Source organism: Streptomyces sp. MS19 (genome assembly GCF_047200595.1).
GTDB lineage: Bacteria > Actinomycetota > Actinomycetes > Streptomycetales > Streptomycetaceae > Streptomyces.
This window is the reverse complement of sequence record NZ_JBJZOH010000025.1, coordinates 13,517-26,548: the sequence shown is the minus strand read 5'-3', so window position 1 is coordinate 26,548 and position 13,032 is coordinate 13,517. Positions and strand designations below refer to the sequence as shown.

Below are 13,032 nucleotides of genomic sequence, written 5' to 3'. Positions count from 1 at the left end.
AGCACGCGCAGCACCACGACAGGTGCCGACCGCGCAACAGCGTTCGAGCCCCGTCCCGCGACGATCGACCGTCGCGAGGCGGGGCTCTGTGCTGTCCGGGCTGTGCTGTCCAGGCCGTGCTGTCCGGGCCGTGCTGTGGCTGTGCCGGCCGTGCGGCGTCACCGCTTCCGCTCGTCCAGCGGCAGGTCGAGCACGACCCGCGTGCCGCCCCCGGGGACCGGGACCATGTCGAACCGGCCGCCCAACTCGCCCTCCACCAGCGTCCGTACGATCTGGAGGCCGAGGTTGCCGTCGCTGTGCGGGTCGAAGCCGGGCGGCAGTCCCCTGCCGTCGTCCTGGACGGTGACGAGCAGCCGGCCCGCGTCACGCCGCGCCGCGCTCCGGGTGGCGCCCACCTCGATCGCGCCCCGCTCCCCCGGCCCGAAGCCATGCTCCAGCGCGTTCTGCAACACCTCGGTGAGCGCCATGGACAGCGGGGTGGCGGTCTCCGCGTCGAGGATGCCGAAGCGGCCGGTGCGGCGGCCCGACACCCGTCCGTCCGGGGAGAGTTCGGCGACCATCGCGATGACGCGGTCCGCGATCTCGTCGAACTCCACGCGCTCGTCCAGGTTCTGGGACAGCGTCTCGTGCACGATGGCGATGGAGCCGACGCGGCGCACCGCCTCCTCCAGCGCCGCGCGGGCGCTGTCGTCCCCGGTGGCGCCGATCCGGCGGGCCTGGAGGCGCAGCAGCGCGGCGACGGTCTGGAGGTTGTTCTTCACGCGGTGGTGGATCTCGCGGATCGTCGCGTCCTTGGTCATCAGCTCGCGCTCGCGGCGGCGCAGTTCGGTGACGTCCCGCAGGAGTATGAGGGAGCCGATCCGCTCGCCCTTGGGCTTGAGCGGGATGGCGCGCAGCTGGACGACGCACTCGTCGCCCTCGATCTCCGCCTCGCGCGGCGCCCAGCCGCTGGCCAGTTTGACCAGGGACTCGTCCACGGGGCCGCGGGTGGGGGCGAGTTCGGCGGTGGTGGGGCCGAGCGGCAGGCCGACGAGGTCGGCGGCCAGGCCGAGCCGGTGATAGGCGGACAGGGCGTTCGGGCTGGCGTACTGGACGACGCCGTCCGCGTCGAGGCGGATGAAGCCGTCGCCGACGCGGGGCGCCCGGTCCATGCCCACCTGCTGGCCGGGGAACGGGAAGGTGCCGCCCGCGATCATCTGCGCCAGGTCGGAGGCGCTCTGGAGGTAGGTCAGCTCCAGGCGGCTCGGGGTGCGGACGGTGAGGAGGTTGGTGTTGCGCGCGATGACGCCCAGGACGCGGCCCTCGCGGCGGACCGGGATCGACTCGACGCGGACCGGCACCTCCTCGCGCCACTCGGGGTCGCCCTCGCGGACGATGCGGCCCTCGTCGTGGGCCACGTCGAGGAGCGGGCGGCGGCCGCGCGGGACGAGGTGGCCGACCATGTCGTCCTGGTAGGAGGTGGGCCCGGTGTTGGGCCGCATCTGGGCGACGGAGACGTAGCGGGTGCCGTCGCGGGTGGGCAGCCAGAGGACCAGGTCCGCGAAGGACAGGTCGGAGAGGAGCTGCCACTCGGACACCAGCAGGTGGAGCCAGTCGAGGTCGGCTTCCCCGAGGTCGGTGTGCTGGCGGACGAGGTCGTTCATGGAGGGCACACCGGCGAGCTTACCGGGGGCGCGCGAAGGGGCACCCGGACGGCGGGCGCGGCTGCCCGCGCGCCCTTTCCCGCTCCGGTGCGCCATCGGCGCGTTCCCCGGTGCCGCTCGCGGCCGGGCGGTGCGCGAGCAGGCCGTGTCCGGTCAAGACGTGACAGCGGGCCGGGGGCGGGGCGAGGAAGTGTCTTCAGAGCATGGACACGGAGCGCGGAACCGGGACAGAATAAGGAAACGACCGCACGTCTTCTGCTCTCCCCGCACAGGAGGGCAGAGCGAGGCCCCGGCGCTATCTGCCCTGACGGCGTCCTGGGCCCGTAATCGCTCCGGGCTGCGGTGCCGAGAGGGCTGAGGGTCCCTCCACGGCGCCGCGGCCCGCGGGTGTTCCCGGGGCCGTTCCCCGGCCGTCAGGCGGCGGGCCAGGCGCTCAGCGCGATCTCCGCCACCACTTCCAGCTCCGAACGCGTCGCGCCGTCGCGCGCCTGCTGGCTCATGCCCTGGAGGACGGTGCCGACGAAGCGCGCGAGGGCGGCGGGGTCGGTGCCCTCGCGCAGCAGCCCGGCGGTCAGGTCCTCCCTGATCCGGGACTCGATGATCCGCAGGTTGCGGTTCCGCATGTCGCGCAGGCCCGAGGCGACGTCCTCGCCCGAGTCCTGGTAGTTCACGGCGGCCGAGATGACCATGCAGCCGTGCGGGCAGTCCGGCGCGGTGAAGACCTCAGCCGCCTCCCGCAGCATGCGGCTGACGGCGGCCGTGCCCGTCGGCTCCTCCGCGAGAGCGCGCCCCATGTAGCTGCCCTGGTGCCGGCCGTAGAACTCCACGGCCTCCTCGAACAGCGTCTTCTTGTCCCCGAACGCTGCGTAGAGGCTGGGCGCGCCGATCCCCATGGCGCGCGTCAGGTCGGCGACGGACGTCGTCTCGTAGCCGTGCTCCCAGAAGACCGTCACCGCCTGCCCGAGGGCCGTCTCACGGTCGAAGGACCGGGGTCGTCCGCGCTGTCTCGTCGCCATGGACCGATTCTATAGCGCTCGTTAGAGAACTGCTGCTAGGGTTCTTTCTGTAGCGACCGCTAGAGAAAGACGAGGGGGCGGCGGCATGAACGCGCTCGCAGGCAGGACGGCCCTGGTCACCGGGGGAAGCAGGGGCATCGGACGGGCGATCGCGCAGCGTCTTGGGCGCGACGGCGCCCGGGTGGCGGTGCACTACGCGAGGGACGACGCGGCGGCCCGGGAGACGGTCGCGTCGATCGAGGCGGCGGGCGGCAGCGCGTTCCCGCTGCGGGCCCCGCTCGGGGTGCCCGGCGACGTGGAGGCCCTGTGGAAGGCATTCGACGCGGAGACGGACGGCGTGGACGTGATCGTGAACAACGCCGGGATCAACGGCGGGCGGAACGGCGTCGCCGGGACGGCCGCCGAGGACTTCGACCGCGTGTTCGCGGTGAACGTGCGGGCGCCCTTCTTCCTCGTCCAGCAGGGCCTGCGGCGACTGCGGGCCGGCGGACGGATCATCAACGTCTCGACGGGCCTGACGAGCCGGCCCGGGATGATGCCCGACATCGCGGCCTACACGATGACCAAGGGAGCGATGGACAGCTTCACGGTCGCGCTGGCCAAGGAGCTGGGACCGCGCGGCATCACGGTCAACGCGGTGGCGCCCGGCGTCATCGACACCGACATCAACGCGGACTGGCTGCGGGGGGACGAGGAGGCGCGGCAGGGGACGGCCGCGATGTCGCCGTTCGGGCGGATAGGGCAGCCGGAGGATGTCGCGGACGTCGCCGCGTTCCTCGCCTCGGACAGCAGCCGCTGGGTGACCGGGCAGTGGATCGACGCGACCGGCGGCGCCCTGCTCTGAGGACGCCGCCGGGGCCTGCGAGGAAGGAGCGGTCAGCGGGTCTCGGTGACCTTGGCCAGTGCCCGGGGGGCGTCGGGGTCCTGGCCGCGGGCCAGGGTGACCTCGTGGGCGAGCAGTTGGAGGGGAATGATCTCCAGGATCGGCTGGAGCTCCTCCGGGACACCGGCGGTCGGCAGGGCGAAGCCGGCCGAGGCCGCGTCCACCTGGGCCTTCGGGCCGATGACCACCAGGTCCGCGCCCCGGTCCCGCAGGCGGTCGAGGACCGGCTGGAGCGCCTCTCCCCCACGCCCGTCGGTCACGATCGCGATGACCGGCGAGACGTTGTCCACCATCGCCAGCGGGCCGTGCAGCAGGTCGGCCCCCGAGTAGGAGAGGGCGGGGATGTAGCTGGTCTCCATCAGCTTCAGCGCCGCCTCCTTCGCCGTCGGATAGCCGTAGCCGCGGGAGGTGAGGACCATGCGTTCGGCGAAGCGGTAGCGTCCGGCGAGCTGCCTGACCTCCGGTGCCCGGCCGATGATCTCCTCGGCGAGCGCGGGGAGGTCGCGGGCCGCCGCCGCGCCGTCGCCGCCGCGCAGCCCCTCGACGAAGAGGTAGAGGGCCAGCAGTTCGGCGGTGTACGTCTTGGTGGCGGGCAGGGCGCGCTCAGGACCGGCCAGCACGTCGATGTGGTACTCGGCGGCCTCCGCCAGCGGGGACGCCGCGTTGTTGGTGACCGCGAGCGTGATCGCCCCGGCCTCCCGCGCCGCCAGCGTGGAGGCCACCAGGTCGGGCGACCCGCCCGACTGGCTGACGGTGACGACCAGGCAGCCGGCCAGGTCGGGCTTCGCGCCGTAGGCCGTCGTCGTGGACATCGAGGTGAGACCGCAGGGCTTGCCCAGCAGGATCTCCAGGAGGTACTTGGCGTAGAGCGCCGCGTTGTCGGAGGTCCCGCGTGCCGTGAGCAGCACGAAGCGCGGCTCGCGGGCCGCGATGCGGGCCGCCGTCTCCCGGATGGGGCCCGCGCCCTCGGTGAGGAGGCGGCGCAGGACGGCGGGCTGTTCGGCGATCTCGGCCGCCATGATCCGGCCGGGGCCGGGCTGGGAGTTGTGCTCGCTCATCGGGCGGCGACCTCCGGGGCGCCGGTGATGATCTCGGCCGCCGCCCGGCCGCAGACGCGTGAGGCTCCGTGGGTGGCGATGTGGACGGCGCCCACCGGGGCGGCGTGCGGGACGCCCATCTCGACGACGAAGGCACCGGGCCTGGCGGTGACCAGCGCGCCGAGCGCGGCGGTCATCCACGGGTGGCGGTGCACGTCGCGGACGACGATCACCAGCGGCCGGTCCCCCGCCGCCGCCAGCACGGCGGCGGTCAGGCCGTCCGTGCCCAGGCGCTCGGCGTCGGCCGCGGTGTGGCCGACGGCGGCCGTCTCCGGCAGGAAGCGGCCCAGTTCGGCGGCGACGCCCCAGGGCGTCTGGTCGCCGGCCGCCATGTTCGCCCCCGCGCTGAACGAGACGACGTACGGGGCGCGGGTCAGCGGCTCGACGGTGCGCGCGCCGCCGGCCAGGGTGACGCGGGCGGCGCGGCGGGCGGCGACGAGGCCGATGCCGTCGGGCGTGGTGTCCGCGGCGGCGCCGGCCAGGACACGCCCGCGCTCGGTGGCCGTCCAGCGGGCGAGGGCGCGTACCCGTTCCGCCGCGTCGTGCAGCCGCTCCTCGGGCAGCTCGCCCGAGCGGACGGCCGACACCAGCGCGTCGCGCAGGCGCAGGACCTCCGCCTCGTCCGACGGGGTGCCGCCGATGCACAGCGCGTCGGCCCCGGCGGCGACGGCGAGGACGCAGCCACGGTCGAGGCCGTACGCGTCGGCGACGGCCTTCATCTCGATCGCGTCGGAGATGATCAGTCCGTCGTAGCCGAGGCCGCCCTCGCTCTCCGGCGCGCGCAGCAGGCCCGTCAGCACGGCGCTGCTGAGGGTGCCGGGGCGCTCGGTGTCGAGGGCGGGCAGCAGGATGTGCGCGCTCATGACGCTGCGCGCGCCCGCCGCTATGGCCGCCTTGAAGGGGACCAGCTCCCGCGCGTGCAGGGTCTCCAGGTCGATGTCGATGCGGGGCAGCGCGTGGTGGGAGTCCACATTGGTGTTGCCGTGCCCCGGGAAGTGCTTCACGCAGGCGGCGACGGCCGCGCTCTGGAGCCCCTCGACGTACGCGACGGTGTGGCGGGCGACGAGCTGCGGGTCGTCGCCGAAGGAGCGGACGCCGACGACCGGGTTGTCCGGGTCGGAGTTGATGTCCGCGCACGGCGCCCAGTTGAGGGTGACGCCGCACTCGGCCAGCCGGCGGCCCAGCTCGGCGGCGACCCGGCGCGTCAGGTCGGTGTCGTCGGCGCTGCCGAGGGCGTGGTTGCCGGGGAACGACGAGCCGCCGTGCACCTCAAGGCGGGTGACGTCGCCGCCCTCCTCGTCCACGGCCACGATGACGTCGGGTCTGGCGGAACGCAGCTGGGCGGTGAGACCGGCCAACTGCTCGGCCGAGACGACGTTGCGGCCGAAGAGGCCGACGCCCGTCATGCCGTTGTCCAGCTGGCGCAGCAGCCAGTCGGGGGCGGTCGTGGTGCCGGTGAACGTCGGCTGGAGCACGGCCAGCGCGTCACGGGTGAGGGTGTCGGATGCGGGGACCACGGTCGTCATGGCGGGGTGCTATCCCTTCACGGCACCGGCGGCCAGACCGCCGGTGACCCGTCGCTGGAAGAGGAGGAAGACGACGAGCACGGGCACGGTGAACATGGAGGCCGCCGCCATGGTGGCGCCCCAGTCGTTGCCGAATGCCGTCTGGAAGCTGTTGAGCCACCGGGGCAGGGTCTCCGTGCCCGGGGTCTTGTTGAGCACGGACACCATGGCGTACTCGTTCCACGCCAGGATGAAGCCGAACAGTGAGGTGGCCATCAGGCCGGGCGCCAGGAGCGGGAAGATGATCCGGTAGAACGCCTGGGTGCGGCTACAGCCGTCGATCAGGGCCGACTCCTCCAGCTCCTTCGGAACGGCGGCGATGAAGCCGCGCAGCGTCCAGATGGTGAAGGGCAGCGCCATGACGAAGTAGACGAGCAGCAGGGTGCCGACGCTGTTGAGCATCGAGAGGTCGCGCGCGTTCAGGTACACGATGATGACCAGGACCTCCCAGGGCGCCAGCTGGGCGGCCATCACGGTGAGGACCATGGCCCGCTTGCCGCGGAAGCGCATCCGCGCGATGGCGTAGGAGGCGAGCAGCGCGACCACGAGGGCGAGGACGACGGCGCCGACGGTGGCGACGAGGCTGTTGCGGACGTACGACCAGAACAGGGGCGCGTCCTGGGCCGTCGTGTAGTGCTCGAAGGTCGGGGTGAAGAAGAAGACGGGGTCCTCCGTGAGGACCTGGGAGTTCCTCTTGAAGGAGGAGGAGAACATCCAGTACACGGGGAAGAGGAAGACCGCCGACAGGACGACGGCCGCCGCGTTGAGGGAGAGCCTGCGCACGTTCACGCGTCCTGCTCCTTCTCCTGTTTGAGGATGAGGCGGAAGTAGAAGGACATGGCGACCAGCAGTATCAGGATGGTGAGCACGGAGATGGCCGCGCCGGTGCCGTACTGGTTCTGGCCCATGCCCTCGACGTAGGCCATGACCGGGAGTGTCTCGGACGCGCGGTCGGGTCCGCCTCCGTTGAGCGCGTAGACCTGGGGGAAGGCCTTGAAGACCCAGATGATCTCCAGGAAGGTGGTGATGAGGAAGAACGGCCGCATGATCGGGGCGATGATCGACCAGAAGATGCGCCAGCTGCCGGCGCCGTCCATGCGCGCCGCCTCCAGGACCTCGCCGCTGACGGTGGTGAGACCCGCGTAGAGGTTGAGTGCGACGAAGGGGACGGAGGCCCAGACGATGAGGAGGGTGGCGATCGTCAGCGTCGAGGTACCGGATTCGAACCAGTTGTGTCTCTCGTAGCCGGAGAAGCCGAGCGTGCGCATCACCCAGTTGGCGAAGCCGAACTGGGTGTCGAACAGCCAGCGGAACACGGTGGTGGCCGCGATCACCGGCATGGCCCACGCGACGACCAGGCTGACCGCCAGGAGCAGCCGCATCCCCTGGCCGAGCTGGCGCAGCAGCAGGCCGACGAGCGTGCCGATCAGCATGATCAGGACGACGTTGACGGCGGTGAAGACGAACGTGCGGGCGACGGAGTCCCAGAAGCGGTCCATCTCCAGGACGCGCCGGAAGTTGTCGAGGCCGGTGTACTCGGTCGTCCGGCTGATGAGCTGGCGGCGGCCGAACTCCTGGAAGCTGATCAGGACGTTGCGGACCAGGGAGTAGCCGAGGACCGCCGCGAGGGCCGCCAGCGCGGGCGCGACCAGCAGGTACGGGACCCAGCCGCCCGGCAGCACCGGGCGCCTGCGGCGCTTCGGCAGGCCGGTCGTGGTCTTCCCCACCGGCGGTACGGGGGGTGGTGCTGCCTTCTCGATGTCTACGGTCATGCGTGCCTTCCCTCGCACGGCGAAGGGGGTGCCGCCCGGCCGGACGGCGGACGGCACCCCGGTGACGCGGCGTTACTCGCGGTTGATCCGGTCGGTGATCTCCGAGTCGGCCTCTTCGGCGGCGGACTGGTAGTCCTCACCGTTGAGAGCCTTCGTCATCAATTCCTTGATCGGATTGGGCTCGGTCTCGACGTTGGCCCATCCGGTGGTCAGCGGCGGGAGGAAGCCGGAATCGACCGGCTGGACCATCGCCTCGGCGAAGCTGTCCGCCTCGGGGCTGGCCGTGACGTCGGAGCGGTTCGGGACGACACCGCCGTTGTTGGCGTCGACGTACTTCTGCTGCCACTCCTGCGAGGTGGCCATCCGCAGGAACTCCGTGGCCAGCTCCTTGTCACCGGCGCGCTCGGAGATCGCCAGGTTGGAGCCGCCGAGGAAGACGTGGCCCAGCTCGTCGGCGGTCTTGCCGGGGATCGGGAAGTAGCCGAAGTCGGCCTCGCCGCCGGCCTCCTCGATGGCGGCGGTGGCACCCGCCGCCTCCCAGCCGAGACCGATCCAGGAGGCGACCTCCTGGTTCGGGACGACCTCGGTGGACTGCTGCGGCTCCGCCTCGTCGACGTCGGTCGGCGCGGAGGAGAACGCCTGGAGCCGGCCGTAGAAGTCCATGGCGGCCTCGCCCTCGGGCGTCGCCAGGCCGCCGGCCCAGCTGTCGCCGTCCTCGACCGCGAAGCTGCCGCCCTCGTCGGCGAGGAAGCCGCCGAGCACGTAGTACGACTGGCCGGGCAGGTAGATGGGCTCGGCCTCGGTGTTCTCGTCGATGGCCTCAAGCGCGGTGATCCACTCGTCGCGCGTCGTCGGGACCTCGGCGCCCGCCTCTTCCCAGATGCTGCGGTCGTAGACGACGACGCGGTTGGCGCCGTACCACGGCACCGCGTACAGCGTGTCGTCCACCTGGGCCGAGTCGAGCATGGACTCGGTCCACGGCTCGTCCGCGAAGTCGCTCAGGTCCGCGAGGCCGCCGGTGTTCGCGTAGCCGACGGTCTGGGTGTTGCCGATCTCCAGGACATCGACGGTGCCGTCCTCGGAGAGGGCCGTGGTGACCCGCTCCTGGATGCTGTCCCACTGCTGGATCTCGACGTTGACGGTCACATCGTGCTCAGCCTCGAACGCCGTTTTCAGCTCCTGCACCCAGGGGTCGGGGGCCGAACCGTCCATCAGCCAGACGGTGATGGAGTCGGCGCCGCCCTCGCTGCCGCCGCCCCCACCGCTGCCGTCGTCCCCGCAGGCGGCCAGGGCCGCCGTCATGGCTGCCACACCGACCGCAGCGACCAGCTTGTGCTTCACGTCACGCTCCCTTCGTTCCGTATCAATGGTGTAGACAAGAGGTGTAGACCAGTTGCCCGGGAGCTTGGACTAGACCAAGACGGGGTGTCAAGAGACCACGAGCGGCGTGCGCCGTCCGTTACCGGACCGACATCCGCCCGGGAACAACGGGGCGCTTGGGCCCGTGCCACGATGTGAGCTTCGAAGTCACGGAGGAAACCGGTGACGGCAGAACGGAACAGCTCGGGAAGGCGTGCGATGACCAGGGACGGGAGTCCGGTGACCGGCGCGGGCACCGGTCCCGAGGGAGCGGACCGGACACGCACCGCGCGCGTCCCGAAGTACTACCGGCTCAAGCGCCACCTCCTCCAGATGACGGAGACCCTGCCGCCCGGCACACCGGTGCCGCCCGAGCGTTCGCTGGCCACCGAGTTCGACACCTCGCGCACGACCGTCCGCCAGGCCCTCCAGGAACTGGTGGTCGAAGGCCGGCTCGAACGCATCCAGGGTAAGGGCACCTTCGTCGCCAAGCCCAAGGTTTCGCAGGCTCTTCAGCTGACTTCCTACACGGAGGACATGCGGGCCCAGGGCCTCGAACCGACCTCGCAGCTGCTGGAGATCGGCTACATCACCGCCGACGAGCGCCTCAGCGGCCTCCTCGACCTCTCGGAGGGCGGCCGGGTGCTGCGCATCGAGCGGCTCCGGCTGGCCAGCGGCGAGCCGATGGCGATCGAGACGACGCACCTGTCGCAGGAGCGTTTCCCCCTGCTGCGCCGCAGCCTGGTGCGGTACGCGTCGCTGTACACGGCGCTGGCCGAGGTGTACGACGTGCACCTCGCCCGCGCCGAGGAGACCATCGAGACGTCTCTGGCCAACCCGCGCGAGGCCGGGCTGCTCGGCACGGACGTGGGGCTGCCGATGCTGATGCTCTCGCGGCACTCGCGCGACACGCGGGGCGAGCCCGTCGAATGGGTGCGTTCGGTGTACCGGGGTGACCGGTACAAGTTCGTCGCGAACCTCGAACGGCCGCACGAACCGCGTGGTCCCCAGGAGCCGCACGAGCCCCGCTGAGCGATTTCCGGACCGCTCTCCGCCGTGGGCACCATGGTCATCCGCCGCCGACTGCCCTAGATTCCCGGGCGTCAGTCAAGGAAGACGGCGGGAGAGTGCATCGTGCGGACAACACCATTACAACCACGGCCCCGGGTGGGGTCCATCGCCATCTGGACCGCCGTCGCCGCGGTGGGCGCGCTCGGCTGGTCGATGCTGGCACTCGCGCGCGGCGAGGAGGTCTCCGCCGCCTGGATGGTGGCGGCGGCGCTCGGGACGTACGCGATCGGGTACCGGTTCTACTCCAGGTTCATCGCGCACCGCGTCCTGCGGGTGGACAGGACGCGGGCCACCCCGGCGGAACGGATGGCGGACGGCCTCGACTACCACGCCACCGACCGCCGGGTCCTGCTCGGCCACCACTTCGCGGGCATCTCGGGCGCGGGACCGCTGGTCGGGCCGGTGCTGGCGGCCCAGATGGGCTATCTGCCCGGGACGATCTGGATCATCGTCGGCGTCATCTTCGCGGGCGCCGTGCAGGACATGGTGGTGCTGTTCTTCTCGACCCGGCGGGACGGCAAGAGCCTGGGGCAGATCGCGCGCGAGGAGATCGGGCTCGTCGGCGGGATCGCGGCGGTCATCGCCATCTTTAGCATCATGATCATCATACTGGCGGTGCTCGCGCTCATCGTCGTGAACGCGCTCGCCGAATCGCCCTGGGGCACGTTCTCCGTCGGCCTGACGATCCCGATCGCCCTGTTCATGGGCGTCTACCTGCGCTACCTGCGGCCGGGACGCATCGCCGAGGTGACGGTCATCGGCGTCGCGCTGCTCCTGCTGGCCATCGTCTCCGGCCGCTGGATCGCCAACTCCGGGCTCGCCGACACGTTCACCCTCTCCCCCGGCGCGCTCGTCGGCTGGCTGGTGATCTACGGCTTCGCGGCGTCCGTCGCGCCCGTGTGGCTGCTGCTGGTCCCGCGCGACTACCTGTCGACGTTCATGAAGGTCGGCACGATCGGGCTGCTCGCGCTCGCGATCGTCATCACGCTGCCGACGCTCCAGATGGACGCCGTGACCGACTTCGCGTCCAACGGGGACGGGCCGGTGTTCGCCGGGTCGCTGTTCCCGTTCGTCTTCATCACCATCGCGTGCGGCGCCCTCTCGGGCTTCCACTCGCTGATCTCGTCGGGCACCACGCCGAAGATGATCCAGAAGGAGACGCAGGTCAGGACGATCGGCTACGGCGCCATGCTGATGGAGTCGTCCGTCGCCGTCATGGCGATCACCGCCGCCTGCGTCCTCGACCCGGGCACGTACTTCGCGATGAACGCGCCACCCGCCGTCATCGGCGACACCCTCCAGGCGGCCTCCGACACCATCAGCTCGTGGGGCTTCTCGCTGACACCCGAACAGCTCGCCTCCGCCGCCGAGTCGGTGGAGGAGGAGTCGCTGCTGTCACGCACCGGCGGGGCGCCGACGCTGGCGCTGGGCCTGTCGGCCATCCTGGCGGACTTCCTCGGCGGCGACGCGATGAGCTCGTTCTGGTATCACTTCGCGATCATGTTCGAGGCCCTGTTCATCCTGACGGCCATAGACGCGGGCACGCGCGTGGGGCGGTTCATCCTCCAGGACGCCCTCGCGAGCGTCCACCCGCGCCTCGGCCGCTTCCGGTCGACGAACTGGATGCCGGGCGTCTGGATCTCCAGCGCCGTGGTCACCGCGCTGTGGGGCTACCTGCTGTGGGTCGGCGTGCACGACCCGCTCGGCGGCATCAACACGCTCTATCCCGTCTTCGGCATCTCCAACCAGCTGCTCGGCGCGGTCGCCCTGGCCGTCTGCACCGTCCTGCTGGTGAAGTCCGGGCGCCTGAAGTACGTGTGGGTGACGCTGCTGCCGCTCACCTGGGTGTCCGTCGTGACGCTCACCGCGAGCTGGCAGAAGGTCTTCTCCGGCGACCCGGCGGTCGGCTTCCTCGCCCGCCGCGACCTGTACCAGGACGGCATCGACGCCGGGGAGCTGCTGACCGGCGCGCGGGACATGGACGACATGCGGACCATCGTCAGCACCGCCACGCTGGACGCCTTCCTGTCCGCCGTGCTGGCGCTGCTGGTGATCGTCGTCTTCGCCGACGCGCTGCGGGTGTGCGTGAAGGCGATCAGGCGGCCGGGCTCGGTGGCGCTCGCCGAGGCGCCGTACGCCGAGTCCCGCATCGTCGCGCCCGCCGGGCTGATCGCCACGCGCGAGGAGCGCGCGGAGCTGGCCGCCGCGGGCCTCGGCCCCGGGGGCGGCATCCCCCGGCAGGCGGACGGCGAGCGGGCCGGGGCGGAGGTGCGGGAGTGACGCGGGCGGCGCGCAGGGCGCTGGCGTGGCTGCGCTGGTACGTCACCGAGTTCACCGGCGAGAACGCGTACGACCGGCACGTGGCGCTGCTGCGGGCCGCCGACCCGGACGCCGAGGTGCCGAGCCGCCGGGCGTTCGAGCGGCGGCGCGTGGCCGGGCGCTACGGCGACCCGCGTGACGGCGGCTACCACGGCTGCTGCTGAGCCGGGCGCGCCGGACGCGGGCGCGTGAGGGGCCGTCACACCGCGTGGTGTGACGGCCCTCACTCGTCTTCCGGGCCCTCCTGGTGACCGGCCGCCCGCCGCCCGGCGTATGAAAGGGGGAAGCAGCCGGACGGGCGCGGGCG

The 13,032-nt window shown here is 71.8% G+C and carries 11 protein-coding genes; 4 read left to right on the top strand and 7 right to left on the bottom strand.

Annotation, left to right across the window (positions count from 1 at the left end; genetic code table 11):
- Window positions 1-158: 158 nt before the first annotated feature.
- Window positions 159-1,643 (bottom strand): sensor histidine kinase, encoded by a 1,485-nt coding sequence (locus tag ACL02R_RS21430; RefSeq protein ID WP_412798626.1) that lies wholly within the window; start codon window positions 1,641-1,643, stop codon window positions 159-161.
- Window positions 1,644-2,056: 413 nt separating this feature from the next.
- Entirely contained in the window at window positions 2,057-2,659 is a 603-nt protein-coding gene (locus ACL02R_RS21425; protein ID WP_412798583.1) for a TetR/AcrR family transcriptional regulator, read from the bottom strand.
- 85 nt (window positions 2,660-2,744) lie between these two features.
- Between ACL02R_RS21425 and ACL02R_RS21420 the strand changes: the two genes are divergently transcribed.
- Window positions 2,745-3,503 (top strand): SDR family oxidoreductase, encoded by a 759-nt coding sequence (locus ACL02R_RS21420; protein WP_412798582.1) that lies wholly within the window; start codon window positions 2,745-2,747, stop codon window positions 3,501-3,503.
- A gap of 32 nt (window positions 3,504-3,535) precedes the next feature.
- Here the strand turns inward: ACL02R_RS21420 and ACL02R_RS21415 are convergent, their stop codons facing one another.
- The 5 genes from ACL02R_RS21415 to ACL02R_RS21395 form a co-directional block, all read right to left on the bottom strand.
- The gene (locus ACL02R_RS21415; protein ID WP_412798581.1) at window positions 3,536-4,600 is read right to left on the bottom strand and encodes an SIS domain-containing protein; all 1,065 of its coding nucleotides are present in this window, start codon (window positions 4,598-4,600) and stop codon (window positions 3,536-3,538) included.
- Window positions 4,597-6,165 carry a glycoside hydrolase family 3 protein gene (locus ACL02R_RS21410; protein WP_412798580.1) on the bottom strand — a complete coding sequence of 523 codons (1,569 nt, stop codon included), beginning with the start codon at window positions 6,163-6,165 and terminating at the stop codon, window positions 4,597-4,599. The genes ACL02R_RS21415 and ACL02R_RS21410 overlap by 4 nt, the downstream gene beginning before the upstream one ends.
- 9 nt (window positions 6,166-6,174) lie before the next feature.
- Window positions 6,175-6,993, bottom strand: coding sequence for a carbohydrate ABC transporter permease (locus tag ACL02R_RS21405; RefSeq protein ID WP_412798579.1), 819 nt, complete (start codon window positions 6,991-6,993; stop codon window positions 6,175-6,177).
- Window positions 6,990-7,976, bottom strand: a complete 987-nt coding sequence (locus tag ACL02R_RS21400; protein WP_412798578.1) for a carbohydrate ABC transporter permease — start codon at window positions 7,974-7,976, stop codon at window positions 6,990-6,992. Before ACL02R_RS21400 ends, ACL02R_RS21405 begins: the two co-directional genes overlap by 4 nt.
- A gap of 72 nt (window positions 7,977-8,048) precedes the next feature.
- Window positions 8,049-9,317 (bottom strand): extracellular solute-binding protein, encoded by a 1,269-nt coding sequence (locus ACL02R_RS21395; protein ID WP_412798577.1) that lies wholly within the window; start codon window positions 9,315-9,317, stop codon window positions 8,049-8,051.
- A gap of 237 nt (window positions 9,318-9,554) precedes the next feature.
- On the opposite strand from ACL02R_RS21395, the gene ACL02R_RS21390 reads away from it, so the two are divergent.
- From ACL02R_RS21390 to ACL02R_RS21380, 3 genes are all read left to right on the top strand, one after another.
- The gene (locus ACL02R_RS21390) at window positions 9,555-10,367 is read left to right on the top strand and encodes a GntR family transcriptional regulator (RefSeq protein ID WP_412798576.1); all 813 of its coding nucleotides are present in this window, start codon (window positions 9,555-9,557) and stop codon (window positions 10,365-10,367) included.
- A 192-nt stretch (window positions 10,368-10,559) separates the two neighbouring features.
- Window positions 10,560-12,686 carry a carbon starvation CstA family protein gene (locus tag ACL02R_RS21385; RefSeq protein WP_412798625.1) on the top strand — a complete coding sequence of 709 codons (2,127 nt, stop codon included), beginning with the start codon at window positions 10,560-10,562 and terminating at the stop codon, window positions 12,684-12,686.
- A complete protein-coding gene (locus ACL02R_RS21380) occupies window positions 12,683-12,889 on the top strand; it encodes a CstA-like transporter-associated (seleno)protein (protein WP_412798575.1) in 207 nt (68 codons plus the stop codon). Before ACL02R_RS21385 ends, ACL02R_RS21380 begins: the two co-directional genes overlap by 4 nt.
- The last annotated feature ends 143 nt before the right edge of the window (window positions 12,890-13,032 follow it).